The sequence below is a fragment of the Rhizobium sp. CC1099 genome, assembly GCF_029714385.1.
Taxonomy (GTDB): Bacteria; Pseudomonadota; Alphaproteobacteria; order Rhizobiales; family Rhizobiaceae; genus Rhizobium.
On the sequence record NZ_CP121642.1, the window covers coordinates 774,406 to 799,746 of the forward strand.

Genomic DNA, 25,341 nt, shown 5'->3' on the forward strand with positions numbered 1-25,341 from the left:
GTGACCCAAGGGCTTGTCTTTATCCAAACTCAAAAAGGAAAGTGTTATGTTAACAGTCGCATCAAGCGTCGGCTTCGCCGGCTCGGCCAGACATCTTGAGGGTAGGTGGGGTTGGTTTGTCGCCTTGGGCGTCGGCCTTCTCGTCGCCGGTGGCATCGCCAGCGTTAACTTGTTTCTCTCAACCCTTGCGTCGATTATCTACATTGCCGCGATGATGTTGGTAGGCGGGATAATGCAAATGCTCCATGCCTTCACGTCACATGGATGGAAGCGTCGAGCGCTTTACGCCCTGAGTGCCATATTCTACGCCGTAGCAAGCGCGATCATGGTCTACGATCCTATTCTCGCTGCTGTCTGGGTGTCACTTGTTATCGGCGTCCTTCTCATTGCCTCTGGACTGATACGACTGTTTGCCGGGTTTCGCGACCGATCGCGGAAGGGATGGATTTGGATCGCTGCCAGCGGTGTTTTAACCCTAACCGTCGGCGCGATCGTACTGTGGACCTGGCCGGTAGTGGGTCTCTTGCTGTTGGGAGCTTTGCTCACGGTGGACCTTATTTTTCAGGGGTGGAGCTACGTGGCCTTTGGATTGGGGTTAAGAGCGAAAATTCAAAATTCGAAGCTCCGCCCCGTGTGACGAACCGTCACGTTCTAGAGCAACAAAGTTGTACTGGTCCCAATGTTGGGACAGGACATTCCTCGTTGCTGATGCGCGCCTTTCCCTGACGCACCCGGGTAAGCATCTGCATCAGATGCACCTCGCTCGCCACTTCTAACAAATCCCGTTTGATCGCCATTTTCTCGACGTCTCTCCAAGGCCCCATACCAAAGTGTGATCTCAATATTAGCGTGAGCTGCTAGGATCGCGTCACGTTATTGTGTGCTTGACCAACGGGTAATTTTTAAACGATTAACTCTGAGCCGCGGTGAAGAATTGCTTGAGGTTGCACAAGCTTGGCGCTTGGTCCTGGCCTCACGCCGTTTCTTCGGTGCTGCACTTGGTTCCGTAGGGGATTTCTAGGATGCCGCCGTCGAAGACCTCGGGTTTGAGGCCCCATGGAGAGAGGAAATATAACAGTTCAGAGCTACTCCTTTCGTCCATCGGACGCGGTTGGCCGAACATAGCCGCCGAACTGCGTTCTCATGGCGCTGGCATTGTTCCCGCTGTAGCGCCACAGCAGATGGAGATAACAATCGCGGTTGATGGCAACGCGGACGGCGTAGTCTCCCGCTCGGGCGCAGGCCAACGGCAGGCGACGCGCGCGACTGACGGCGCAATCTGGCTGTCGCCCGTCGGTGTCGGTGATAACGAGATAGATATCTCAGGAAACCTGCCACGAATCTTGCATCTCTATCTGTCTCCAGAGCGTCTGCTTGCACTCTGTGATGACTACAACCTCCCCAAAATGCCCGCTCATTCGATCCGCTACGCGGCCGGAGTTGAAGACGAAGTGATAAAGCATCTAGGACTAGGGTTGCTCGCTGAGTTGAGTGCCGAAACCTGGGCCGGAACTATGTTCGCCGAAATGTCTTGCCTGGCATTGGCTTCGCGCTTGATACAGAGCTACTCGGATGTTGGGGAGTGGCGGCCATTCGAAAATTCAACGAAACCGGATGCGGACAGAATTCGTCGAGTGGTGGAGTACATCGCGGACAATATCGAACGTGATATTTCGATAAAGGAACTGGCAGGGGTTGCTTGTTTGAGCGTGTTTCACTTCTGTCGTATGTTCAAGGCGACGCTCGGTATGCCACCCCATCGCTTTGTTAGTCTTCAGCGGCTCGAGAAAGCCAAGAGAATGCTGAGCGATGGTCATCTTTCCCTGAGCGAGGTAGCGCTGCTTGCCCGCTTCTCCAACCAAGCAAGCTTCACAAGGGCTTTTCGCCGCGCTGTGGGAATGACCCCTGGCGAGTTTCGCCGACAGCCAGCCTAACGGCCTTTTGTAGCCCTATACGGCCATCATGGGCCTCAGCTCCCCTGGCGCTCCTGCGCTGGAAAGAGGAACCGAGAATGTAAAGCTAGCGCCCGGACCATTGGTCGGTGTTGCGAGGATTCGTCCGCCGTGTGCTTCGATAATCGACCTGCAGATCAACAGACTAAGTCCCTTGGCCTCTGGCTTGGTCGAGTGGACGTCGCAGAATAGGCCGGCTGCCGTTTCAACATGAATGCCGGTGCCAGTGTCACGAATTTCCAGTGCTATGCACGGCGTCCTCGTGCCTTCGATCGTTCGCCAAGAGCGGATTGTCAGCGTGTGAGGGCGATCGCGGACCATCGACATCGATTGAACCGAGTTAACCAATAGATTGATTAGTACATGCTGTAGCTGAACTCGGTCACCCACCACCAGCGCTGCGGTGCTTTCGAGCGCCAGGTCCACCTTAATGTTCTTCTGTGCGAGCTGAAATTCGAGAAGCGATAGGGTGTCCTTCACGAGTTCGTTCAGATCTTGGTCAACGCGCGCGACGGGTCGGTTCGAGGCAAGAGCATCAAACCGGTCAATCAGTTCGCCTGCACGCTCGGCATTCTTGAGGATCTGTATAAGCGACTCCCGGGCGCGAAGATGATCCGGACGCTTGCGGTTGAGCCACCTGAGACCAGCGTGGCTGTGAATCTGGATGGCAGAGATCGGCTGTCGCATTTCGTGAGCGATCGACGCTCCGATATCGGCAACCGTCGTCAATCGCATGAGATGATTGACATCTGTCCCGGTAAAATCGGGGAAGTCATCAATCGATAGCGAGTCCGAGAGGCCGGTGGGGACGGCCGGTATAAGACCCTTCACCTTGGCGGAAACAGCGGTCACCAGAGCAATAGCCAGCAATAAGATTGCCAACTGGGCCGAACCGGTATGCCCAGAAACGGTTACGTCCGAAATAAAATACGCTCCAGCCGCTAGCACAATGCTCAGAAGTCCAACGAGGACCACCCCGACCCTAGAAAATCCTATCACGGCAAGTGCGACGGTAGGGACGTAGAGGACGTCAACTCCCCAGTTGTATCCAAGCGCTTCTGTCAGGAAAATGGCGGCCATCGCTACAGGGACGGATGCCTGAACAGGTCTATCCCAGCGTCGGTTGCTTTCCATGGCTTGTCTCCTTCCATTGATCGCCGCGTCTGGAAAAACTGCCAGCAGCGGCGTCGACCTGAACAAGCACCTCCTGTCTCCGGCCCATCCGGCGCAGTCGATGATCCTGTCATGGATCGACGGGGAGACTATGGACGACACGCCGGTGGAGATTCTTCTATGATCGGAATCGCGGATTGCAAAAATGCAGGGATTTGGGACGAGCGTTCGCAAGTTGTTCTTGTTCGTGGCTCCGACAAGAGGACCGGTGCCATAGCCGCATTTTTCGCCTGCGACCTGCGACGCCAATGTTACTTCCATCGGGGAAGCTATCCGGTATTTTCCCGACGGTCGACGTCTCCAGGCATCACCGATGCTACGGCGGACCACCCGCTTGATTGAACAAAATAAGGCGTTACACCCAGTGACGCACGGCGAAAGGCTAACGAATGCCGCAGAATAAAGCACCGGGAGCAAGCCGAACGTCCTCCCACGCGAGCCTTCGCTTTGTATCTAACGAAATCGAGTGGCGGCAGCTGCCCATCAGCGGGGGCACAAACGGGAACTCCTCTATCGCGGTGAGCAGATGGCGTTCTTTCGAGGAGCAGGAACGGCAGGTTCGCGCCGAGGGAGACGGCCACAGGTTTCTCGTGAAGATCGTCCTTCGTATTGCCAACCTGTCCCTCAAAATGAACGGGAAACCAGTCCACCACGGCATCGCAACACCTGGCATGCTTCAGTTAAGTGGACCAGACGCATTAGCGGAATGCGCTTTTAAAGGTCCATTCGACATTCTTCATCTTCACGTGCCAATCGGTCTAATAGAGTCGTTGATGGGTGGGGGGAAATCAGAAGACTGGCTATCAGCATTTCGAGATCGAGGCTTTTTTTGGGATAGAGCAGCAGAGCATCTTGGCCGGACGCTCGTTGCCGCTAATCTAAGTCCCAAGCCAGTGGACCCGGTTTTTGTTGAATCCATCGCGACTGCGGTTATTGCCCGAGTACTGTCCGCTCTAGGGCCAGAGAATGAGGATGCTGCCCGGCCCGAGCTAGTCAAGTGGCGGCTCATGAAGGCACTGGACTACGTTGAGGCTAATCTAGGTTTGCCAATCGGGCTGGCGGATATGGCAGACCAGGTCGAGCTGAATTCTGCTTACTTTGCCGCTCAGTTCAAATCAAGCACGGGATTGTCGCCATACGACTACGTTCTTCGCCGACGAATTGAACGAGCGCAGGAGATGCTCCTCCGGGATGTCACGTTGGCCGAAATAGCCGTCGCCGTCGGCTTCAAAACACAATCGCATTTCACGACTGCGTTTGCGCGGGTGGTCGGCCAAACGCCGCATACCTGGCGGACAGCTCAGGGCGAGGAGGATAACTAGCTCAGATCGACACGCTACACCTAAGTATGGTTCCGCTCCAACCGGTCTGCCCCCTAAAGATATCCTGCACAGGTCTTCCGGCGACGCTGTCAGTCGCCTTCGATCGAACCCAAATCAGGCAATACGGAGACTACCATGGATAAAAAGGTTGTTGTCATCACCGGCGCTGGTTCCGGGTTCGGACGTTTAGCGGCGATCGAGCTTGCGCAGGCAGGCCACAAGGTTTTTGCCTCAATGCGAGACATTGCAGGACACAGCCAGGACAAAGCTATCGACATCCAATCGATCGCGGCCAGCAGTCAGCTTGACCTCCATCCACTTGAGATGGACGTCCAGTCAGAGGAAAGCTGCCATTCTGCGGCTGACTACGTCTTGGGATCAACCGGCCGTATAGATGTTGTCATCAATAATGCGGCAATGATGATGGCAGGGATCACCGAGGCCTTCCGGAGCGAACAGCTGGCACGGATCTTTGATCTCAATGCCATTTCCTGGGTTCGCGTCAATCGAGCCTTCCTGCCCGCCATGCGCCGCCAAAACAAAGGCCTCCTGCTGTATGTCGGTAGCGGAATTACGCAAATCCCCGATCCCTTCACAGGCCCTTATGCTGCAAGCAAGGCGGCCGGAGACGTCCTTGCTCAGATCATGGGGCTCGAAAACAGTCGGTACAACATCGAAACCGTCATCTGCATGCCGGGGGCCTATACATCGGGTACCGACCACTTCAAGCATGCTGTGGGGCCTGGTGACCCTACAGTAGCCGACCAGTACGACAGGCTTCATGGCCTAGCTAGCGAGTTGGCCAGCAAGCTGGACTCGACGAACGTCCCGGGCGCTAGAACCGACGCTAAGGAGGTCGCCGAGAGAATTCGCGAGGTGGTCGACATGACTCACGGCACAAGACCATTCCGCTTCGAGGTGGATCCTCAGCAGCGACAGGCCATGATCGTTGCGTCGAAGGCTGCTCAAATGCGCGAGGTATTCTTTCGACGCTTGGGAGTCGAAGATTTGCTGAGGGTTCCGCAGGCGGAAGGCACCAACGAAGGCAATACACGAGATCCGGGACTATTCGACGGCAAAATCACCGGTGTGGCGGCGACACCGCATACATAACAGCAACCATACGGCTGGGCACCTAGGTATTTTCCGGAACATCCTAGGACCACGGAGTGTTGGGACTTTGAGTGAGGCGGTCAATGATTGGCCGCCTCATCATTATTATTGGCCGAGATTAGGTGTACGCATGCAAGTACATCAAGCCGCGTTCCGGTTCGTATCGCCTCCACGGTCTAAACGACTTGCGGCAACGGCGCGCCAACTTCTTCATAAAACTTGAGCCACGATGGTGAGCTTTCGACACCTGCTTTTGACAATTGTCATGCAGGAGGCCCGTAACCTGCTCTTAGGTTCCGATACGTCTAAACCTTTGTACAGATGCGCTGACTAGCCCGAACACCTAGGTTTTCCCTATCGATACTACAACGGAATATAGATGCCGCTCCGGACTGTGGTTCAGAGAGGGATGGTGTCTTCGTTCTTGAAATCGATTGCCGACCGCGACTTGTACTGCAGGAGAGCCGGACAGTTCTCTCCAGCAACTCGGCAGTTATGATCTCGCGGCACCGGTACAGCGCGAAACCAAAAAGGAGAGCCCAATGGGAAAAATCCTCTGCGTCCTGTTCCCAGATCCCAAGACCGGCTATCCGCCGGAATATGCCCGCGACACCATTCCCGTGATCGCCGGCTACCCGAACGGTCAGACGGTGCCGTCTCCGCGCGGCAAGCTCGGTTTTCAGCCGGGTGAACTCGTTGGCTGCGTGTCAGGGGAGCTTGGGCTGCGGCCATATCTCGCGTCTCACGGCCATGAACTCATCGTGACCAGCGACAAGGACGGTGAAAACTCCGAGTTCGACCGACACCTTCCCGGCGCGGACGTTGTCATCTCGCAACCATTCTGGCCAGCCTACCTGACCGCTGAACGGATCGCGAAAGCAAAAAATCTCAAGCTTGCGCTCACCGCCGGTATCGGTTCCGACCACGTTGACCTGAAAGCTGCTGCCGACCATGGCGTCACAGTAGCTGAAGTGACCTTCTCCAACAGCATCAGCGTCGCTGAACACGTCGTTATGACCGTGCTATCCCTCGTCAGAAACTATCTTCCTTCTCACGAAGTAGCCAACAACGGCGGTTGGGATATCGCAGATTGCGTGAGCCGTAGCTATGACCTCGAAGGCATGCACTTTGGTACGATTGCCGCAGGCCGCATCGGCCTCGCAGTCCTTCGTCGCCTCAAGCCGTTCGACGTTCATCTTCACTACTACGATCCTCATCGCCTGCCGGCGAACGTCGAGAAGGAGCTGAACCTTACCTATCACTCGACTCCCCAGGATCTGGTCAAGGTCTGCGACGTCATCAACCTCCAGACCCCGCTCTATCCCTCGACCGAGCATATGTTCGATGACAAGATGTTCGCACTGATGAAGCGCGGGACCTATCTGATCAATACGGCGCGTGGCAAACTCTGCGATCGGGATGCCGTCGTCCGTGCGCTTGAAAGCGGCAAGCTCGCAGGCTACGGCGGCGACGTCTGGTTCCCACAGCCAGCACCGGCAGACCATCCATGGCGGACGATGCCGCACCAGGGCATGGTGCCGCACATTTCCGGCGCTTCCCTCTCTGGTCAGGCTCGCTACGCGGCCGGCACGCTCGAGGTCCTCCAGAACTTCCTGGAAGGCACGCCTATCCGGCCTGAATACCTGATCGTCGACGCGGGCAACTTGGCGGGCACCGGGGCCAATTCATACAAGCTCGCCTAGTCTTGCTTTTTTACCGCCAGAACGCGACGTCGTGACCGAGAACGGGCATTCCCGTCTCGGTCATCAATTGAAGACAATCCCACAGATAGGACTTCAGATGACCAAGAAAGAAGATATTCAGCCGATCCGCGGAACGAGAGGCGCAGATGACCTAGGCCCGCGAAACATCGAACTGGTCCTGCAGAATCCGGACGTGCTGATCCCACCGGAAACTGACAACGGTTCCCTGCCTAATCTCAAATTCCCGTTCGCGATGGCACACAACCGTCTGGAAGACGGTGGCTGGGCACGCGAGATTACCCTGCGCGAGTTTCCTGTCTCGAAGTCGATGGCTGGTGTGAACATGCGTCTCGGCCCCGGTGTGGTCCGCGAACTGCACTGGCACAGAGAGGCCGAGTGGGCATACATCCTTCAAGGGACGGCTCGACTGACTGTCGTTGATCCTGAAGGTAACCTCTCTATCGACGACCTCGTGCCCGGCGACGTGTGGCTTGTGCCGGCTGGCGTGCCCCATTCGATCCAAGGGATGGAAGAGGGCACCGAGTTCCTCCTCGTGTTCGACGATGGCAATTTCTCCGAGAACGAAACTCTGCTGATCACCGAATACATGGCCCACACGCCTCCAAGCGTACTCGCGAAGAACTTCGGCGTAGCCAGTGAGAACTTTGCCGACATTCCGAAATCTGAAAAATATATCTTCAGGCTTCCGGTGCCCGGTCCACTCGACGCAGTGCGCGGTCTCCTGCCCAACAGCCCGCCTCCGCAGTCTTATGTGTTCCATTTGTCGGAAATCCCGGCCCAGCAGTATATGGGTGGTTCAGTCAAGACGATCGACGCACATAACTTCCCCGTAACGACACTGTCCGCGCTCATCATCGAGATCGAGCCCGGCGGGATGCGCGAGATGCATTGGCATCCGGACGCCGACGAGTGGCAGTACTACATCGAAGGCGAAGCTCGAATGACCGTGTTCGATGCCACGTCGAAGGCCCGAACCTTCAACTATCGCCCTGGTGACGTTGGCTTCGTCCCGCGGACGCTGGGTCACTACATCGAAAATACCGGCACCACACCGGTTAAGGTCATCAACGTCTTCAACAGCAGGTTCTGCACTGATGTTTCGCTCAACAGGTGGATGGCATTGACGCCGCCTGATCTTGTCCGCGGACACCTCAACCTCAACGAAACCGTGATGAAGGCATTGCGCAAAACGCGCCAAGCCGTGGTGCGTTGAAGCCGACGGACCTCACGGTGACCGACGGCTCGCGTTCTAGGCGATCCGTCTAGGTTTTCACTCAAGCGCGTGAAAGCTTGTTCACGCGGAGCGATTGCTTGGGCGCTGTCCCTATCAAGACAAGGAACCTTCTATGAAATTCAAACAAGCAGCATGCCTCGCTACCATCTCGTTCGGCTTGCTCGTTTCAAATGCCTTCGCGACGGATGTGGCCATAACAAACCATGTTCCCCATCAGAAGACGGTCGGCCAGGTGTCGCAATCGCAGCAGGCCCCGGCCGCATCGCTCCTAGTGATCAACTCACAGGGGGCGAAGCTGGAGGGGAACAAACTCGTCCTGAGTGGCGTCGCAAAGAACTCTATCGTTTTTGCTGACAGGCCCACTCAGGCAGCCGGTCATCTGGCAACCGACGACCTCATCAAGCAATGGGGGCAGGGGCCAGACAGTTTCAGTGCGGACCCTCCCAACGCGACGATTTCGGTGTTGAGTAGTGGATCCGACGCTGCAGACGCCGTTGTTACCCTCAAGTCCGCAAAGCTCGATGGTGATACCCTGACTTTTGATGTCGCGGTGCTTGAGGGGAGCCTTGGCGGCGCAACGGGCCCTGCGGCCTTGTTCATCGATCACTGGCATGGTTGGAACAACGCTGGCTGGTATGGCCTCGGACTTGCTTCCGGAGCCGCTGTGCTAGCCGCGCACGCCACTCGGCCGCATCCTGTCTACGCAGTGCCCTACTATGATCCCTACTACGTCCCGAGCGCATGCCCGCCGGGTTTCTGGCTGGGTCCTTGGGGTGATTGCCGAGACACTCCCTATCACGGACAACTGCCGAACGGCCGCTGGCAATAGCAAGCGACTTGCCTCCGTATCGATCGCTCAGCGGCTGATACGGAGGCAATCGATGGAGACCTATCTGGTGAGCAACATGGAAACTGCACGTCAACATCCCCCGGACGACCTCGCGACAAACCGCGCCTTCTTCGAGCTTCTCACCGGAAGCTACGAGCGGCTGACGAAACGGCAGTTGGTGGGTCCAGGACAGGGGCCAGATTGGCTCTATTTAGAGGCACCATTTGTCGTCGTCGCCCACAACTCGGACCCCGACCCGCAGTTCATCTATGCCAACGTCACGGCTCAACGGTGCTTCGAATACCCATGGAAGGAATTCGTGGCGCTGCAGTCGCGGCTGTCCGCCGAAGCACCTGACCGCGAGGAGCGGCAGGCGCTGCTCGATGCGGTACGTAGACAAGGCTACATCTCGAATTACAGGGGGCTACGCGTGCGAAAGTCCGGCACCCACTTCTGGATGGAGGACGGTTTGGTGTGGGAGTTGTTGACCGAGGGCGGAAAGCGGCTCGGCCAAGCAGCGACGTTCTCCAGATGGTCGGAAGCATAACACGCGATCGAGAAACATCGGATGGGTGTATTGCGACGTCGACGGGACCATTTCGAAAGGCGATGTGACCGACGCCGTCCTGGGCCGTTTCGCGCTTCCTGAATGGCAAGAAATAGAAGATCAGTGGACAGCGGAAAGCTAACGTCGGCCGAGCGCATGAAGCGTCAGATACGGTTGGTCCAGACGCGACGCGACGTCCTGGACCGGTTCCTGGACACGATTGGTATCGACACCTGCTTACTGTCGTTCGAGGAGTACCTAGCGGCTTAATATTGGATCGGCTTCGTATGCGCCGTGGGACCAAAGCATAGAAGTCAACCCTGTGTAATGGCCCCATAAATTTCCGGACAGGATCTCCCACTTAATAAGTGTGCGAGGTAATGTGCCCATTATGACCAGTCACCCTCCTAAGATAGAAGTCCTGTCCGGGCCTGAGCGCCGCCGTCGCTGGTCGACCGCCGAGAAGCTTGCCATCATTCAGGAGACGTATGAGCCGGACGCGACAGTCAGCATTGTTGCTCGTCGCTATGGCATCCAGCCGAACCAGTTGTTCACTTGACCGCGAGGCCATCGCTCATGTTGCCACCACTGAAGGCATCAAAAGCGAAGACGTTCAGGACCTCGTCATCACCGCCGTCGAGAACCGCTTCGGCCGGATCAACGCCCTTCCAAAGCCCATCGAATGGCTGACCGATAACGGTTCGTGCTTCATTGCGAAGGACACGAAATCGCTGCTGATGGACATCGGGATGGAGGCTTGCTCGACACCCATACGTAGCCCTCAGTCCAACGGAATGGCCGAAGCCTTCGTCAAAACCTTCAAACGCGACTACGTCTCGGTCAATCTCATCCCGGACGCCGAAACGGTCATTGCCCAACTGCCATTGTGGTTCGAGCACTACAACACGCTTCACCCGCACAAGGCTTTGGGATATCGATCACCGCGTGAGTTCTTAAACCGTCAAACAGAAGTCTGATCCTGTCCGGTTTTTATGGGGGCAACTCCACCCTGAGGGTAAACGCTACCTATGCGTAGGTATGATTGTGCAGTGACCGCTCCGATAGTTTAGTGCGAAAACAGTTCGCGCCAAACAACTGGAACGCCTCACAAATCGCGACCGCGTCCCTAAATTTTGGAGAAAAATGGCAATGTCTGTCGATGTAAAATACAAGACAAGCGCAACCGCCACCGGCGGCGGGCGCGACGGAAAAACCACACTTGCCGACGGCACACTTGCATTTCAATTGACTATCCCCAAGGAGCTTGGCGGCCCCGGTGGCGACGGTGCGAACCCGGAAAAGCTGTTTGCGTTAGGCTACTCGGCTTGCTTCCTCGGTGCCCTTCGGCGCGGTGCCGCACAGCTCAACACCCATGTCCCACAAGGTTCGACTGTCTCCGCGACGATTGGCATGGGACCCCGTAGCGAGGGTGGTTTCGGTATCGCTGCCGCGCTCGATGTCTACCTGCCAGGAATGGACGAGGCCGAAGCAAAGCATCTGGTCGAGGTAACCCACACCATCTGCCCCTACTCGAACGCGATCCGAGCGAGCGTTGATGTGGAATTCACGGTTCGCACCTAAATCCGGACGGGCACTATCAAGAAGGGACGCACCGATGACGATGTGGTCGTCAAGAAAATACGCCTTAATGCTAGTCACTTACGTCGCGTTCGTAGGCGGAGTGATGGCTCACGGCCCAACCCCAGAGACGCAACGCTCCTCGGCGGAGAGTGGCGCGGAGACCGATTTCCTCAGGGAGAGCGATGCTGCCATGGATAAGATGATGGCCAATATGGAGGTCACGCCATCCGGTGATGTGGATCGTGACTTCGTCGCCATGATGACACCTCACCATCAAGGCGCAATCGATATGGCGCTGGCCGTGCTCAAATACGGCAAGAACGAGCAACTCAAACGTATCGCCCAAGAAATCATAGTCGACCAACAACAGGAGATCGCGGTGATGAAGCTCGCCATTGGCGACCCATTGCCGCCATCAGCGCCGGCACCGACACAGATCACCCCCTTAGCGACACCCAGTGGAGCCATGCACAGCATGGATCCCAACATGAAGATGTAAATCGAAAGGTTTTTCATGACTTTGCGCACATCCTTCGTCGCCGCCTGCTTGGCAGGCAGTATTCTCGCACCCCTTCCAAGCTTTGCTGGCCAGGCTCCATTCGCCTCGAGCGATCCGAATATTCCAGTGAGCAGCAAGGATCGCGTCTATGCCGCCGAGCAGTTCTCTAACACCGTATCGGTGACAGATCCCGCCACCAATAAGTTGCTCGGCGTTATCAAATTAGGCGATCCGCAGCCCGGCAACCTCAGCCCACTCTACAAGGGGCAGGTACTCGTCCACGGCATGGGGTTTTCGCCTGACAAGAAGACCATTGCGGTCGTGTCGATCGGATCCAACTCCGTCACTTTCATCGACACCGCTACCAACACCGTCAAACATACGACTTACATCGGGCGCTCTCCGCACGAGGCATTCTTCACTCCCGATGGAAAGGAAGTCTGGGTTACCGTTCGTGGCGAGGACTACATCTCAGTCATCGACCCGACGACGTTCGAAGAAAAGATGGAGATCAAGGTGCCGGCAGGCCCAGGCATGCAAATTTTCTCACCAGACGGGAAATACGGCTACATCTGCTCGTCGTTTAATCCTAAGACCGTGGTGGTTTCGGTGGCCGACCATCAGATCGTCGGCCATGTGAAACAAGCGAGCCCATTCTGCCCAAACATCGCAGCGTCGCCTGACGGCAAACAGGTCTGGTTCACACTCAAGGACACCGGCAAAGCCCAGGTCTTCAATGCGCAGCCTCCTTTCGATCTGATCAAGACGATTGACACTGGCCCGATCACGAACCACGTCAATCTCGTCACGAACAAGAACGGAAGCTTTGCCTACATCACTGTGGGTGGTCTCAATCAGGTGAAGGTTTACCGCACCGATAATTTCGAGCAGGTCGCCACCATACCGGTTGGGAACCTACCCCATGGGGTTTGGCCGTCTGGTGACGGGACCCGCGTCTATGTCGGCCTCGAAAATGCAGACGCATTGGCGGCGATCGACACCCTCGATAATAAGGTCATCGCGACCATTCCGATCGGCCAAGCCGCACAGGCTGTCAATTACGTGCCAGACGCCGTTCCAGAAGGTGACGGCACCAAGAATCTGGTTCCTCTCGGCATCGCTGGCGAAGCCACGCATCTGGCTCTCGCTGTCAAAGGGGAAAAGGACACCACGCCTACCTCTGTGTCTCTCTTTGACCAGGGACTTACCCAGGTCCTCCAGGCATCTGTCACGGGGCTTCAGCCGAAAACAGCTTACGTCCTCGCTCTGTCGGAAAAGTCAGACGGAAGCGGGCCTCTAGAGCCGCTCTCGCGCTTTATGACGAACCCGGCTGGGTCGGCAATCGTCAACGCTGTCGGCCCTATCCGACAGATCGTCGAGGCAAAGCACAGTGATGAACGCCGGTATCTCGTCGTCGCATCGTTGACGAATGAGAAGCCCGATAAAGTGCTCCAGGTGCAGGCGAACTGACCCGCTGCGCTAGTAGCGATAAGAACCTAATTATGTGGCCTTGTCTGCCTGACCACAACAGGTCTGGCCGAAGGCCGGATAGTCAGTCAAGACAGTTGCGCAGAACGCTCCTCTTGGCAGATCCCATGAGATCGTTGAGGTGGACGTCGGAAAACCCGAAACGAGGTGTACAAATGAGCGAAGAGCGCCGCCCTTTCCGCCATACACAGCAGAGACCGCAACTCTCAAAATTCGAGCTGCAGAGGACGCCTGGAACAGCTGTGATCCGGACCGAGTATCACGCTCCTACACGCTGGATAGCCAATGGCGCAACCGATCAGAATTCCTCAATGGCCGCGCCGCTTCCTCGATTTCCTTTCGAGGAAGTGGGCCAAAGAGTTGGAGTACAGGTTGATCAAGGAACTGTGGGCCATAAACGACAATCGCATTGCAGTGCGCTTTGCGTATGAGTGGCGCGACGATTCCGGTAACTGGTTCCGATCATACGGCAACGAGAATTGGGAATTCGCCCCGAACGGCCTAATGCATCGCCGCTTTGCCTGCATCAACGACCTCCCCATCAAGGAACAGGACCGAAAGTACAAACGGGATCGAACCGGCCCACGCCCGGCCGACCATCCGGGTGCTATTCGCGAACTTTTGAGCTAGCGTAAATAGTTGCACCGAAATCGGCTATATGCCGGATCATCCGTTCTCTCTCCCGTACTGTGCTGCTGCAACTGCGTCATTGGGATTGCACCGACGACGTCGGAACCTCTCGTGCACTGTGGCGGATGGTCGTACTATAAAAGGCTGTAGCGCTTCCCTCCCAGCACGCATGCAACTGCAGATGAGAATGCATGATAGCGGGCCCAGTGTACCAGTAAAAGCGCCGATCGAAGGCGTGTGTCCCACTTGGAGCACTAAGCCCGTTCGGGTCGCCCGGGGCGCGCCTACAGGAAAGGCTCGACCGTAGGGTTTGCATGATCGCGTTTGCCGTCACCATTACCTTGACTACAAGCGCGCGAAATCAACCAGCCCCAATCCAGATCTTGACGAGACCCGCAAAGGCACCGATGGCCAAGACACTGCAGATCCAGAGCCCTACGAACCAAACGATCCGTGACCATGCCTTCGGGCTCATCAATGGTAACCCTCTCCGGGTTGGATTTTTCCTCGGAAAACCCAATAGGAGTATGCCGAGTACATTACGATAATCGGAAGCAGCACACATGTTCCAACAAGCAAGAACGCAAGGCTTTCAGCTGGAGCGGCAGCCTCCCAGATCGTAAGCGTCGTCGGGACTATGTAAGGATAGAAGCTTATGCCAACGCCGATGTAACCGAGTGTGAACAACGCAAGTGCGCAAACAAATGGCAAAGTATCGTTTCCGCGGCGTAGTGCTCGCATGAGGACGAACACGCACGCGATAACAAGGAGGGGCACCAGCACCGAAAAGATGACGGTAGGATTGCCAAACCAACGATCCAGGTAGGCTTGGTGGAGCCATGGCGTCCAAGCACTAACTATGGCCATAGCTGCAACCGTCAGGAAAAGTGAGGGCGGTGCAATACGCCTCGAGTGAGTGCGGACGTCCCCGGACGTCTTCAAGATAAGCCATGTCGATCCAAGGAGCGCATAGCCGACGACAACCGCACAACCTGTCGTGATGGAAAAAGGCGTCAACCAGTCAAAAAAGCCACCGCTATATGCGCGGTTGCTTACGTTGATGCCTTGCACGAGCGTGCCAAGTGAGAGGCCCTGGCAAAAGCCCGCAAGACAAGACCCCCCAAAGAAGGCAAAATCCCAGAATACGCCTTGCGTGGTTCGCCAGCGGTATTCAAAAGCCACTCCACGAACAACGAGACCGAGCAGCATGGCGATAATTGGCGCGTAGAGCGCAGGTAATATCGTCGCGTAAGCGAGCGGGAAAACAGCGAAAAGCCCGCCGCCGCCCATGACCAGCCAGGTTTCGTTTCCATCCCAGACGGGGGCGACCGTGTTGATCATCTGATCTCGTTGCTCACGGTTTCGGATAAAGGGAAAGAGAATACCGACGCCGAGATCAAAGCCATCCATCACCACATATGTCAGGACAGCGAACGCAATTATGCCTGCCCAGACGAGAGCGAGATCAATACTCATGAGGCCTTCCTTTAATGATACTAAGTGCGGGCCCTGGCACGATACCCGTGGCGCGGATTGGCGCATCGGATAGCACCTCTGCCGTATCTTGGGGCATCGTTGCCATAAGGCGGACAATGTAGAACGTGCCGACCGCATATACGCAAAAATACACAACAATAAATGCGATGAGGGAAGCCGCGACCCCGGCAGGATGCACTGGGGATGCGGAATGCGCCGTTAGGAGATGGCCGTATACGGTGAAGGGCTGCCGGCCGACCTCGGTCGTGATCCAACCAGCGAGAACCGCCACAAAGCCTGTTGGCCCCATAACCACCGCCGCGCGAAGCAACCACCTGTTCGTGAAAAGCGTTCCGCGGTAGCGATTCCACAAGCTCCACACGCCGAGGGCAAGGAAGGTCACACCTAGTCCAACCATTACGCGGAACGACCAAAAAACGACCGCAACGGGTGGCTGCAGCTGACGAGGGACCGTATTAAGCCCCGTAAGAGGTCCGTTCCATGAGTGCGTTAGAATTAGACTTGATAGATGAGGAACTGACACAGCGTAGTCAATCCGCTGTTCATCCTGGTTTGGAATTCCGAAGAGTACCAACGGGGCTCCATGGGGATGGCTTTCGAAATGGCCTTCCATCGCCATGACTTTAGTCGGCTGGTACTCGAGTGTGTTCAGGCCATGTTGATCGCCCGCAAAAATCTGAATCGGGGCAACGATCGTCGCCATCCACATCGCCATAGAGAACATCTTCGCCGCTCTCGGGGGAGCCGCCTTATGGAGTAAGTGCCAAGCGCCCACAGCGCCGACGACGAGAGAGGTCGTAAGATATGCGGCCAAGACCATATGCACGGCGCGATACGGAAATGATGGACTGAATACCGCCTTCCACCAGTCAATGGGAGCAAACTGCCCAGCCATATTGACCGAGAACCCGGCTGGGGTCTGCATCCATGAGTTTGCCGCCACGATCCAAGTCGCCGAAATCAGTGTGCCCAGCGCTACGAGACCGGTTGACATAAAATGCAAGCCTTCCCCTACTCGGGGAAGCCCAAACAACATGATGCCGAGAAATCCCGCTTCCAGGAAGAAGGCGGTGAGAACTTCGTATCCCATCATAGGGCCGATGACGGGGCCTGCCTTGTCGGAAAAGACGCTCCAGTTCGTACCGAACTGATATGACAGGACCACCCCAGAGACGACTCCCATACCGAACGCCACTGCGAAGATGGCTTTCCAAAAGTCGAACAATTCCAGGTAATCGCGATCGCGGGTTTTCAGCCACAGCCCCTCAAGAACGAATAAGTAGCTGGCTAGCCCAATTGAGAATGCCGGAAAGATAATATGAAATGAGATTGTGAAGCCAAACTGTATCCGCGCCAGCGTTGTGGCGTCAAAACCTTCGAGCATGTCGATCTCCGATCGAGTGCAGATTGCCAATGTCGGAGCCACAACGCGTTGCAAAGAACTATCCGCAGCCGGCTGTTAGGTATCGGCAAGGCGGAAGTTGAGTGCCTGTCCAAGCCGGCCAGGTGCAGTCAATCTCTGAGTTCTTGCATCACCGAAACTATGGCTCTTTCGAATTCCGCTAGACAGTAACCATCGCGGGAGCGCCGCTAAACTATACGTAAGTGTAGAAGGTGGCTGCCTAAGTATGATAGCAGGTTCGCTCCGGGATGGTCCTGTCATAGGACAAAGTTCCCCCAATCCCCCTAGGCGCGATCAATCTGTCGCCGGCGACCGTCGCGTCTGCTAGCTGGTGGCGGAGTAGAAGCCATCGCGGGTTGCGCGCGGGGCCTGATTCAGAAATGAGTTCACACCTGTGGACCAAGATGAAGGGATCCCAACAACTACGGGCTGGCAGTTTTTATCGCTAATTCTCGGAACGCTATCTTGGCTGTCGTTTTGCGGTCAGCATCCCCATGCTCGACACGACTTCTCCAGCGGTGACAATATGCGCTTTGGCGAGATAGGTATCGAATTCCCGTTACGAAAGTCGGCATGGCTTTAGCCTCCAGCATCGTCCTCTCGCGGCGAACCAATAAGGTCTGAGACTTGTTTGCCGATATGGGTCCTGCCAATTTGCCTTGAGACCAAGAAGCTTATATTCCCGCAGCCCGGTGAGCAGGCTGAGTAATTGCGACATGCGTTGACGAAATAAACGCACATCTGTTAAGGCCCTTTTGGTCGTTGCTTATCTCAAGTTGCCCTGTGCCATCGCCCCGAACGGAATCTTAGCGATCTATCAACGCCAGGAGTATTACGTTGTATTGACTTGACTGTGTGTCCAGTTGAAATCAGACCAGCTCAAAAAAGGGAAACAATGATGGCCGAAGAAACCACTGCCGCCGCAGTTACGGAAGCCCCCGCAACCGATTCCGTTGCTACTCCGCCGGTGAAGAAACAGCGCGCACCGCGACGCCCGAAGGGAGTAGCGGAAGCAAGCGCGACTTCGTCACCAGCCGCCAGCGCAAAGCCCGGTCGCGGACGTAGAAAGCAGACCGAAATTACTGTGGAGGCGACACCGAATGCGGAAAAGAAGCGTGGCGGAAGGCCAGCCAAAAGCGCAGCAGCTAGCGTAAAAGCTTCAAAGCCGCAGCCGGCGAGCCAAACCCCCAAGGTTCAGGCCGTCGATGCGATCCCTGCAGAAAGCATTGCCGAACTCCTAGAACTCGAAGCAGAAAACCAGCGCCTGCGTCAGGCACTGTCCGATAAGCTTCGCGTAGAGAACGCGGATCTCCGGAAGCGTCTTGGGCTTAATTGACCGATCGCTATTCTGCCCATAATCGAATCGGATAAAGCTCAAGCTTTGTCCGCTCATCGGCTCGTGAAACGAGCCGATGATAATCTTGAAAGATGCGGTCGCGCGGATTGCCGGAGGCTCCCCATATGAGATCACCCTGGAAATTCATTGCGCAGCTCACTTCTCGTAGACCTCTCGACAACAAAAGTGAGGAGTCTCTCGATGCCGCTCCCGAAGAAAAGGTCGCTGTGCCTCAAAGGGCCGTCGAGGAAGTAGAGTCTTCGCCGGCACCGCCGATTGAGACCGGCATCTCCCGCGACGACTTCCCAGTTGAGAGCACTGAGACAGGCGCGCCTCCTCAGACTAATGGTGTTCCGCTTACAGCGGAATTTCCCACAGGTTCAGAGATGACCGAAGCCTCCGCAGAAGCGGAGGGGCAGCAAGACCACCTGACGGACGCAACGCTAGATCAGCCCCCGTTGACGGCAACAAAGCCGTCCTCATTAGCAGCACCTAAGAGGCGTGTCGTTAAGCCAAAGAGCACTCAAGGCAAGCAACAGCCAGTGCCGACGAGGGGAGAACCAGTTGCGGAATCGCGACTGCCCCGGGTCTCGCCGTCAGACCAGATGACAGGGCTAGATGATGACATCAGGCAGTTGAGGGCTCAGCTGGCCGAGAAGCTTAAACTCCAGAATGAACACTTGAAGCGGATGCTCGATCGCTTCGACCGCAAATGAGCGTTGGCGTGCATCTAGGATGAAGAGCATCGCCGATCGCTCTAGAGGCCCGACCGTGGTCTGACGGCAAGACGTAGCGAAAGAGGCAATCTTATCGCCTTGCCAGCATTGGTAAGATCAAGCCCCATTCTGTCTCTTGAGGTGGTCCAGACGGCTCGAATCCCAACTTCTTGTAGACGGCTATCGCCCGTCCATTGTCTGGATGCGGATCGGCCGCGATCACAGGTTAAAATGCCAGCGTCGGATCACGCTCAATAACGCCATGTCGATCACTCCATAGCTCCCGCTGAAAACACGCGGAGCAAGGTTCAAAACATGGGTCAATTCTCGATGAAAATATCTCGCAATGCCGGGTCACTTCTCAGTGCAAATCAACAATGTGCGCACCAACAGCGTCCGCGACTCTCGAACCAGGGCGCGCGGTAGCGTTCGGAGTGGGCAGGTTCGCAAGTAGGCTGGCGGCAACTTGCCGCCATCCTCAGCGCCAAAGCGCGCCCACATGGCGGAGTTTACGGAAGAGCCCCAAAGTCTACCCTACGATATCCCTCGACCATTGAGCGCAACCCCTCGGGAGAGATTACCTCAACCTTGTCTCCCCATTGGTAGAGGTGCCACGTCATCTCGAGCCATCCCGCCGCGTGAAAGCGCACGATCAGGCTTCCATCATCCATTGGCTCCAGAACCTGTGTGGGGTGAAAACGAAACTCCCCGGCGCGCGCGGCCGCCTCTGGAGCAAACCGCCAGACGACCTCGCCATATTGAGCGGGGTCCTGATAGACGCCGAATGATTGGGCCGCATAGTCGTCCAACGAAAACCCGTCGGCCATCGCGAAGCTCTCATCGAGCGCCTCTGCCGAATGAATTCGATCAGTCCGGAAGTTGAGGATCATATCTCCGCGCGATGGCTGCCTGGCCACGAGATAGCTGCGGTGACCGAGCAGGAGTCCGTGAGGCTCGATAATTCGCTCAGGAGAGTCCGTCTCTCCATAGCGTAGTCGCAGGCGAAAGGGGCCACGGAGCGCCTCGATAATCGCATCGAGAACCATCGGCTTGAGGTTTACGCGCGGCCCGGGCGTCGTCACCGACCCCATCGCCGTCAGAACTGCCTCCGCATCCGCTTCCGTCCTCAGCGCGTCTCTCGGCGCAAGGCGAGACAGCAATGCTTCCCGCAAATCGTAAAGTGCCTTGGCGTGCCGCGCCCGACCTTCTGCATGAGCGGCACGACCCGCAATTTCCAATGCCTCGATCGCGGTCTCTTCCTTTGGCCTAAGCCGATCGAGCATCGGATCGGCCACTCGCCACCGGCGACGGCGATCAGGCCCATCCTGCCATTCAACGCCAGTGAACACAGTTTCAAGCGCCTCGGTCATGCGCTGTGCAGTCCGGTGCGTTACGTCGAATTCCTCGCAGATCTCTTCAAGACTCATACCCACGCGCCGCGTCGCTGCAAGTCGGGCGAGGCGGATCAAATCCTGGGCTTTCGAGAAGGACATCTTCACTCCTACTCTGGGTGACAGAAAATGACACCCACACCTATTACAACGCTATTCACGGGCGGTCGAGAGTTGAGCCCGCAAAATCCGAGCGTGGGCGTCCTCCGAAGGCCGCGCGAGAGAATAGGAGAATGAACGATGGCCAAGATCATGAAAATCGAGCGTCTATTGCGATGCGACGGTGACATCCCATTGGTATCGCCGCCGGCGAAGGGTGCCGGCATCGTAGTGAGGAACTCGGAACTCCGCATCTCTGCGCCGGCACATCAGTTCCGTCCGGGACGGTATGTCGGCGAGCCAGGCTTATGCCTTGCGGTCGTGGAAGGAGTTCGAACTCGGATCCAGCGAGAGTTTCGGATCCTGCGCCGCAAGGGGATCTCGTCGTTATTCCAGCGGATCGCCGGCTCGCTTCCCCGGTCATTGCGATCACGGGCTTGGTGCTAACGCTTATGCCTCGCTTGCCAGATTGACTTTACGCCATCGGTATTGCTCACGTTGCAACCCAAGAGAGCCCGCATCTCCCGCCGGTTGCTTAAAATCGAAGAGGCCTATTCCATGAGATACGTAGACGGCAACATGCTCTTCTCGGCAACGGATCTCATGCGGTTCATGGGCTGCGCTCACTCAACGACCCTTGATCTCATGCATCTCCGCGGGGAGGGCCCTGAGCCGCGCGAAGATACCGAGGATGCCGCTTTGTTGCAGAAACAGGGTGATGCCCACGAAGCTGCTCACCTTGCTCGGCTTGGATCAGAGGGACGCGAAATCGTCGAGATCACGCGCGGCAACCTGGCCACTAATGTCAAGGCCACCAAGGAAGCTCTGATGTCGGGAGCAGAGGTGATCTTTCAAGGCGCAATGCTTTCAGGGAAATGGGGTGGCTGGTCGGACTTCCTGGAAAAGGTCGACTGTCCGTCGAAGCTGGGAAACTTCAGCTACGAAGTTGCCGACACCAAGCTCAAGCGTCGCCCGCATCCCAAACACGTTCTCCAGTTGGTCCTGTATTCCGACCTTCTGACTGAGATCCAGGGTCTCGCCCCGGAGTTCGCTCACGTCGAACTGGGCGATGGGACACGGGCAACTCTTCGCCTCGCTGACTACTCGGCTTACGCTCGCATGGCACGGTCCCGGCTAGAGAGTTTCGTGGCTGACCCAAAGTCGACGAGGCCTGAACCGTCCTCTGAATGCGGGCTTTGTCGTTGGGCTGACCACTGTGAGTCTGTCTGGGCCGCAGAAGACAGCTTGTTTAATGTGGCCAACATCACACGAGGCCAAGTGAAAAAGCTCGAGGTCGCCGGCGTCACGACGATGGCCAAACTTGCCGAGCATGGCGGGCCAATCCGTGGGATGGCGTCGGCCACCTTCGAGAAGCTACGAGCCCAAGCCCGCCTACAGCACGCCAGGAAAACAGGCGAGCCAACCTACGAGCTGCGGCCAGCGCTCCCAGGCAAAGGATTTGACCTCCTGCCGAAACCGCAGGATGGCGACCTTTTCTACGACATCGAGGGCGATCCGCACTACGAAGGCGGCCTCGAATACCTTCACGGCGTCTGGTTCGACGGCGATTTCCGCTCTTTCTGGGCTCACGACCACGGCGCGGAAGCAGTGGCGCTCGGCGAGTTGCTCGATTTCTTCCGAGCGAGGTTAGTCGCTTACCCAGGGGCACGCATCTATCACTACGCGCCGTATGAGATCACGGCACTTCGACGCTTAACCGCAAAGTACGGGATTGGGGAGGCGTTTCTCGATCGCTTGCTGCGCGAGCGGCGTTTCGTCGATCTCTACGCCGTAGTCCGCAGCGGGCTGCTGGCGTCAGAGCCCAACTATTCGATCAAATCTCTTGAAGCATTCTACGGACTCAAGCGGGAAGGGGAGGTCAAGACCGCCGGCGGCTCCGTCGTTGCCTATGAAGCTTGGAGAGAGAATAGCGAGCAAACCATTCTCGATGAGATCGAAGACTACAATCGGATCGACTGCATCTCGACCGAGATGTTGCGTAATTGGCTGGTGTCGATCCGTCCAGAGGGCGAGTGGCCGCAGTTCACCACGGATGCGAGCGACAAGGAGGTTGTCGAGGATGAGGAAACCAGGGAGTTTCGGGATCGGATCGCGGCATCGGGCCTGCCACAGGACCGCCAGGAGATGCTTTTCAATCTCGGCCTCTTTCATAAGCGCGAGGCCAAGCCTGCATGGTGGGCAATCTTTGATAGCCTTGGACAGGAAGAAGACGAACTCATCGACGATCTGGATGCACTCGGGGGCTTGGTGGCAACGGGACCGCTTGAAGTCGTCAATCGCTCTGTGATCAGGACATATATCTTTCCAGCCCAGGAAACCAAGTTGCGGGCAGGACGTATGGCGACAGTGCCGACGCCAGACGGCTTCGCCTCTGTATCCATTGAGGACTTGGATCGCGCTGAACGCAGAATCACAGTCAAAATCGGCGTCAAGAAAGCAGGTTTGCTCGCCGACCAGTTGACCCTGCACCCCGACCCTCCATTGAACACCAAGGTTATCGCTGCTGCCATTGCCGACGTGGTTCGCGATCAATGCGGACCGCGCCGCTATCAGGCGGTGGACCACCTTCTGTCGGCGGCAGCGCCACGCTTATCCGGTGAGCAGGGGGAGGTTCTACAGGGTAGCGATCCTGTGGCGGGTACGATCGCGGCCGTGCATCGAATGGACGAAACCGTGCTGCCGATCCAAGGTCCGCCCGGCACCGGAAAAACGCATGTAACAGCGCGCGCAATCCTGTCGCTGGTGGAGGCGGGATACCGCGTTGGCGTTGCCTCCAATAGCCATGAAGCCATCCGGAATGTGTTGATGGGGTGCATCAAAGCTCGCGATGAAAGCGGGTATCCATTGCCCTTGGACATTGTTCACAAGATTTCCGGTGAGGACGACGGCTATCCCCAAGGGTGCAAGGTCCGGCGCACGACTGAGAACAGGGTTGCCGAGGAAAGCGGCCAGATCGTCGGAGGAACCGCATTCTTCTTCTCCCGCGACGAGAATATTCAGGCGTTCGATTGGCTTTTCGTGGACGAGGCAGGACAAGTCAGCCTGGCCAACATGACCGCCATGGGGCGCGCGGCCAGAAACTTCGTCCTCGTTGGTGATCCGAGACAGGTGCCACAGGTTATCCAAGGCGCACATCCTGAGCCCGCGAATCTCTCTTGCCTCGAATGGATGCTCGCTGGGCACCCCACGGTGCCGCCGGATCGCGGGATTTTTTTGGCGACCACCCGGCGCATGCATCCGGACGTATGCCATTTCATTTCTGAGCAAGTCTACGAAGGTCGATTGGTAAGCCATCCAGATACCGCGCGCCAGCGCGTTTTCGAGACCGGGTTTCCGGAGGCGGGTGCCTTTTGGGTACCCATCTCACACGACGGAAACGCTCAGATTTCCGCGGAAGAGGTCGAGGCAATCGCGAAAGCAGCCAAGGCGTTTCTTGGTGGCCGTTTGACAGATAAGGACGGCGTGACGAGGAAGATTGACCACAACGACATCATTGTGGTCGCTCCCTACAACGCCCAGGTCAACGCGCTGCGCGATGCGTTGCCTGCCGGAATCCGTGTCGGCACCGTCGACAAGTTTCAAGGCCAGGAAGCGGCCATCTGCCTCGTTTCAATGACTGCGTCGACGATCGATGACTCTGCTCGCGGGATGGAGTTTTTGTTCTCGCTCAATCGGATCAACGTGGCCATTTCACGGGCGAAGTCGTTGGCTTTGGTCTTTGGCGAGCCACGCTTGCGGGAAACCAAGTGCAAGACCATCGAGCAGATGCAGTTGGCAAATACGCTGTGTGCGTTGCCCAGCGTTGGTAATTGGCGAGGATGAACAGACCTTTGCAGGATGCTTTGCGGCACACCAGCTGTCGCCTGGCGACCGGTAGTGTTCGCGATTGATGGAAGGTGACTAGGTCAGCTACGAAGTCGGGCAAGACCGCAGGGCCGGCAAGTCCAAGGCAGAGAACGTTTCGGTCCTTTGATTGCTTGGAGCACGGCTCAGAGATCTCGCGATTCCTGCGGGATTTCCCCAGCGCAACACAAATTGACTTCTAAGCGGCGTTTTGGACACCAAGCCGCTCACGAAGGGCGAGCCTCAGCCCGCCGCCCCACATTCTTCTGGACCTTCACAACCTCATTCCTCGTCAAGAGAAAGAAATGGGCGTCATCAAGACGGTGGGCAATATCGCCATTGTCCGTCATGTAATCGACCTTCTTTCCGATCGCATCGCCGCCCACGCGAAACTGCTCGATAACAACACATCGGCTTCCAGTCTCGCTGGCACATCTGAAGCGCCGGCCGTTTCGATATCGTCGCATCCACCTTCTCCTTTATAACGAGCATCTTCGACCTACGCCCTGAAATCGCAACCCATCTGTAGGTATAGCCGCCAGTCAAGCCTGAGGAGCAGAAGCGCATAGCTATGCTAAGCTCCGTGCTAGAAACGGTTCTCTTAATGCGTCTGACGCTTAGTAGATCAGGAAGTCGGATCACGACGCGTTGTCGAGCGCGTCTCGCTGTTTGATCAACTCGTCGTACAGTGCCTGCTGCTCTTCGAGACGCTCCTGGATTAAGTCGTCATCCGCCGCGCCGCTGACTCCGGCAGCCTGCTCGATGAGGGTCCTGATGTTTTCGCTTACTTCGGCAATTCTGGCGTCCAGGTCGTCTCGTGCTACGGATTCAGCCATGGATTTGTCCTTTCGATAATATTCAACTGTAGAAGCGGGGGGCACGTGCTAAGCGGCCTGGCCTGTTGATTTCTATACCAGGCCCTTGCCAGTTGGCCGCGGCCTCTA

General features: G+C 56.8%; 20 protein-coding genes and 3 pseudogenes. 18 read left to right on the forward strand and 5 right to left on the reverse strand.

Features of this window, described 5'->3' with window-relative positions; all coding sequences use genetic code 11:
* Positions 1–46 precede the first annotated feature (46 nt).
* Positions 47–637, forward strand: a complete 591-nt coding sequence (locus QA644_RS24905; RefSeq protein ID WP_283073712.1) for an HdeD family acid-resistance protein — start codon at positions 47–49, stop codon at positions 635–637.
* 385 nt (positions 638–1,022) lie between these two features.
* The gene (locus tag QA644_RS24910) at positions 1,023–1,934 is read left to right on the forward strand and encodes an AraC family transcriptional regulator (RefSeq protein WP_283073713.1); all 912 of its coding nucleotides are present in this window, start codon (positions 1,023–1,025) and stop codon (positions 1,932–1,934) included.
* 15 nt (positions 1,935–1,949) lie between these two features.
* Here the strand turns inward: QA644_RS24910 and QA644_RS24915 are convergent, their stop codons facing one another.
* On the reverse strand, positions 1,950–3,386 hold the full coding sequence (locus QA644_RS24915; protein ID WP_283073714.1) for an ATP-binding protein: 1,437 nt from the start codon (positions 3,384–3,386) through the stop codon (positions 1,950–1,952).
* Positions 3,387–3,715: 329 nt separating this feature from the next.
* Between QA644_RS24915 and QA644_RS24920 the strand changes: the two genes are divergently transcribed.
* The 11 genes and pseudogenes from QA644_RS24920 to QA644_RS24970 all read left to right on the forward strand — a co-directional run bounded on the left by QA644_RS24920 (position 3,716) and on the right by QA644_RS24970 (position 14,092).
* Positions 3,716–4,447: an AraC family transcriptional regulator gene (locus QA644_RS24920; protein ID WP_283073715.1), complete on the forward strand. Its 732-nt coding sequence runs from the start codon at positions 3,716–3,718 to the stop codon at positions 4,445–4,447.
* Between the two features lie 135 nt (positions 4,448–4,582).
* Entirely contained in the window at positions 4,583–5,560 is a 978-nt protein-coding gene (locus QA644_RS24925) for an SDR family oxidoreductase (protein WP_283073716.1), read from the forward strand.
* A 542-nt stretch (positions 5,561–6,102) separates the two neighbouring features.
* Complete coding sequence (locus QA644_RS24930; protein WP_283073717.1) at positions 6,103–7,263, forward strand: NAD-dependent formate dehydrogenase; 1,161 nt, start codon at positions 6,103–6,105, stop codon at positions 7,261–7,263.
* 97 nt (positions 7,264–7,360) lie between these two features.
* Complete coding sequence (locus QA644_RS24935) at positions 7,361–8,497, forward strand: cupin domain-containing protein (RefSeq protein WP_283073718.1); 1,137 nt, start codon at positions 7,361–7,363, stop codon at positions 8,495–8,497.
* Positions 8,498–8,630: 133 nt separating this feature from the next.
* Entirely contained in the window at positions 8,631–9,347 is a 717-nt protein-coding gene (locus QA644_RS24940) for a hypothetical protein (RefSeq protein ID WP_283073719.1), read from the forward strand.
* Positions 9,348–9,423: 76 nt separating this feature from the next.
* On the forward strand, positions 9,424–9,894 hold the full coding sequence (locus QA644_RS24945) for an MEKHLA domain-containing protein (RefSeq protein WP_283074019.1): 471 nt from the start codon (positions 9,424–9,426) through the stop codon (positions 9,892–9,894).
* 391 nt (positions 9,895–10,285) lie between these two features.
* Positions 10,286–10,871, forward strand: a pseudogene (locus QA644_RS24950) (integrase core domain-containing protein).
* Positions 10,872–11,043: 172 nt separating this feature from the next.
* Complete coding sequence (locus tag QA644_RS24955) at positions 11,044–11,475, forward strand: organic hydroperoxide resistance protein (protein WP_283073720.1); 432 nt, start codon at positions 11,044–11,046, stop codon at positions 11,473–11,475.
* A 34-nt stretch (positions 11,476–11,509) separates the two neighbouring features.
* Complete coding sequence (locus QA644_RS24960) at positions 11,510–11,974, forward strand: DUF305 domain-containing protein (RefSeq protein ID WP_283073721.1); 465 nt, start codon at positions 11,510–11,512, stop codon at positions 11,972–11,974.
* Positions 11,975–11,989: 15 nt separating this feature from the next.
* Entirely contained in the window at positions 11,990–13,444 is a 1,455-nt protein-coding gene (locus QA644_RS24965; protein WP_283073722.1) for a YncE family protein, read from the forward strand.
* Between the two features lie 139 nt (positions 13,445–13,583).
* Positions 13,584–14,092: pseudogene (locus tag QA644_RS24970) on the forward strand (nuclear transport factor 2 family protein).
* A 474-nt stretch (positions 14,093–14,566) separates the two neighbouring features.
* On the opposite strand, the gene cydB reads toward QA644_RS24970, so the two are convergent.
* Positions 14,567–15,568 (reverse strand): cytochrome d ubiquinol oxidase subunit II, encoded by a 1,002-nt coding sequence (gene cydB, locus QA644_RS24975; RefSeq protein ID WP_283073723.1) that lies wholly within the window; start codon positions 15,566–15,568, stop codon positions 14,567–14,569.
* Positions 15,558–16,973, reverse strand: coding sequence for a cytochrome ubiquinol oxidase subunit I (locus QA644_RS24980; RefSeq protein ID WP_283073724.1), 1,416 nt, complete (start codon positions 16,971–16,973; stop codon positions 15,558–15,560). Before QA644_RS24980 ends, cydB begins: the two co-directional genes overlap by 11 nt.
* A gap of 913 nt (positions 16,974–17,886) precedes the next feature.
* Between QA644_RS24980 and QA644_RS24985 the strand changes: the two genes are divergently transcribed.
* Together QA644_RS24985 and QA644_RS24990 are read left to right on the forward strand one after the other, a co-directional pair.
* Positions 17,887–18,327, forward strand: a complete 441-nt coding sequence (locus tag QA644_RS24985) for a hypothetical protein (RefSeq protein WP_283073725.1) — start codon at positions 17,887–17,889, stop codon at positions 18,325–18,327.
* Positions 18,328–18,452: 125 nt separating this feature from the next.
* On the forward strand, positions 18,453–19,043 hold the full coding sequence (locus QA644_RS24990; protein WP_283073726.1) for a hypothetical protein: 591 nt from the start codon (positions 18,453–18,455) through the stop codon (positions 19,041–19,043).
* A gap of 509 nt (positions 19,044–19,552) precedes the next feature.
* Here QA644_RS24990 and QA644_RS24995 read toward each other — a convergent pair.
* Complete coding sequence (locus QA644_RS24995) at positions 19,553–20,536, reverse strand: WYL domain-containing protein (RefSeq protein ID WP_283073727.1); 984 nt, start codon at positions 20,534–20,536, stop codon at positions 19,553–19,555.
* 555 nt (positions 20,537–21,091) lie between these two features.
* On the opposite strand from QA644_RS24995, the gene QA644_RS25000 reads away from it, so the two are divergent.
* The 3 genes and pseudogenes from QA644_RS25000 to QA644_RS25010 all read left to right on the forward strand — a co-directional run bounded on the left by QA644_RS25000 (position 21,092) and on the right by QA644_RS25010 (position 24,882).
* Positions 21,092–24,376, forward strand: a complete 3,285-nt coding sequence (locus tag QA644_RS25000; RefSeq protein WP_283073728.1) for a TM0106 family RecB-like putative nuclease — start codon at positions 21,092–21,094, stop codon at positions 24,374–24,376.
* 64 nt (positions 24,377–24,440) lie between these two features.
* Positions 24,441–24,527 (forward strand): annotated as a pseudogene (locus QA644_RS25005) (cold-shock protein); the annotation flags it as partial.
* A 175-nt stretch (positions 24,528–24,702) separates the two neighbouring features.
* Complete coding sequence (locus QA644_RS25010) at positions 24,703–24,882, forward strand: hypothetical protein (protein WP_283073729.1); 180 nt, start codon at positions 24,703–24,705, stop codon at positions 24,880–24,882.
* A gap of 153 nt (positions 24,883–25,035) precedes the next feature.
* On the opposite strand, the gene QA644_RS25015 is transcribed toward QA644_RS25010, so the two are convergent.
* Complete coding sequence (locus QA644_RS25015; RefSeq protein ID WP_283073730.1) at positions 25,036–25,233, reverse strand: hypothetical protein; 198 nt, start codon at positions 25,231–25,233, stop codon at positions 25,036–25,038.
* Between the last annotated feature and the right edge of the window lie 108 nt (positions 25,234–25,341).

Excerpts from the sequence above, each read along its gene's own strand:
- cydB (WP_283073723.1), bottom strand. The coding sequence starts at position 15,568 with ATGAGTATTGATCTCGCTCTCGTCTGGGCAGGCATAATTGCGTTCGCT.
- QA644_RS24980 (WP_283073724.1), bottom strand. The coding sequence starts at position 16,973 with ATGCTCGAAGGTTTTGACGCCACAACGCTGGCGCGGATACAGTTTGGC.
- QA644_RS24965 (WP_283073722.1), top strand. The coding sequence starts at position 11,990 with ATGACTTTGCGCACATCCTTCGTCGCCGCCTGCTTGGCAGGCAGTATT.
- QA644_RS25000 (WP_283073728.1), top strand. The coding sequence starts at position 21,092 with ATGAGATACGTAGACGGCAACATGCTCTTCTCGGCAACGGATCTCATG.
- QA644_RS24930 (WP_283073717.1), top strand. The coding sequence starts at position 6,103 with ATGGGAAAAATCCTCTGCGTCCTGTTCCCAGATCCCAAGACCGGCTAT.
- QA644_RS24910 (WP_283073713.1), top strand. The coding sequence starts at position 1,023 with ATGCCGCCGTCGAAGACCTCGGGTTTGAGGCCCCATGGAGAGAGGAAA.
- QA644_RS24905 (WP_283073712.1), top strand. The coding sequence starts at position 47 with ATGTTAACAGTCGCATCAAGCGTCGGCTTCGCCGGCTCGGCCAGACAT.
- QA644_RS24935 (WP_283073718.1), top strand. The coding sequence starts at position 7,361 with ATGACCAAGAAAGAAGATATTCAGCCGATCCGCGGAACGAGAGGCGCA.
- QA644_RS24940 (WP_283073719.1), top strand. The coding sequence starts at position 8,631 with ATGAAATTCAAACAAGCAGCATGCCTCGCTACCATCTCGTTCGGCTTG.
- QA644_RS24995 (WP_283073727.1), bottom strand. The coding sequence starts at position 20,536 with ATGTCCTTCTCGAAAGCCCAGGATTTGATCCGCCTCGCCCGACTTGCA.
- QA644_RS24955 (WP_283073720.1), top strand. The coding sequence starts at position 11,044 with ATGTCTGTCGATGTAAAATACAAGACAAGCGCAACCGCCACCGGCGGC.
- QA644_RS24985 (WP_283073725.1), top strand. The coding sequence starts at position 17,887 with ATGATGGCCGAAGAAACCACTGCCGCCGCAGTTACGGAAGCCCCCGCA.
- QA644_RS25015 (WP_283073730.1), bottom strand. The coding sequence starts at position 25,233 with ATGGCTGAATCCGTAGCACGAGACGACCTGGACGCCAGAATTGCCGAA.
- QA644_RS24945 (WP_283074019.1), top strand. The coding sequence starts at position 9,424 with ATGGAAACTGCACGTCAACATCCCCCGGACGACCTCGCGACAAACCGC.
- QA644_RS24915 (WP_283073714.1), bottom strand. The coding sequence starts at position 3,386 with ATGGAAGTAACATTGGCGTCGCAGGTCGCAGGCGAAAAATGCGGCTAT.
- QA644_RS24960 (WP_283073721.1), top strand. The coding sequence starts at position 11,510 with ATGACGATGTGGTCGTCAAGAAAATACGCCTTAATGCTAGTCACTTAC.
- QA644_RS24925 (WP_283073716.1), top strand. The coding sequence starts at position 4,583 with ATGGATAAAAAGGTTGTTGTCATCACCGGCGCTGGTTCCGGGTTCGGA.
- QA644_RS24990 (WP_283073726.1), top strand. The coding sequence starts at position 18,453 with ATGAGATCACCCTGGAAATTCATTGCGCAGCTCACTTCTCGTAGACCT.
- QA644_RS25010 (WP_283073729.1), top strand. The coding sequence starts at position 24,703 with ATGGGCGTCATCAAGACGGTGGGCAATATCGCCATTGTCCGTCATGTA.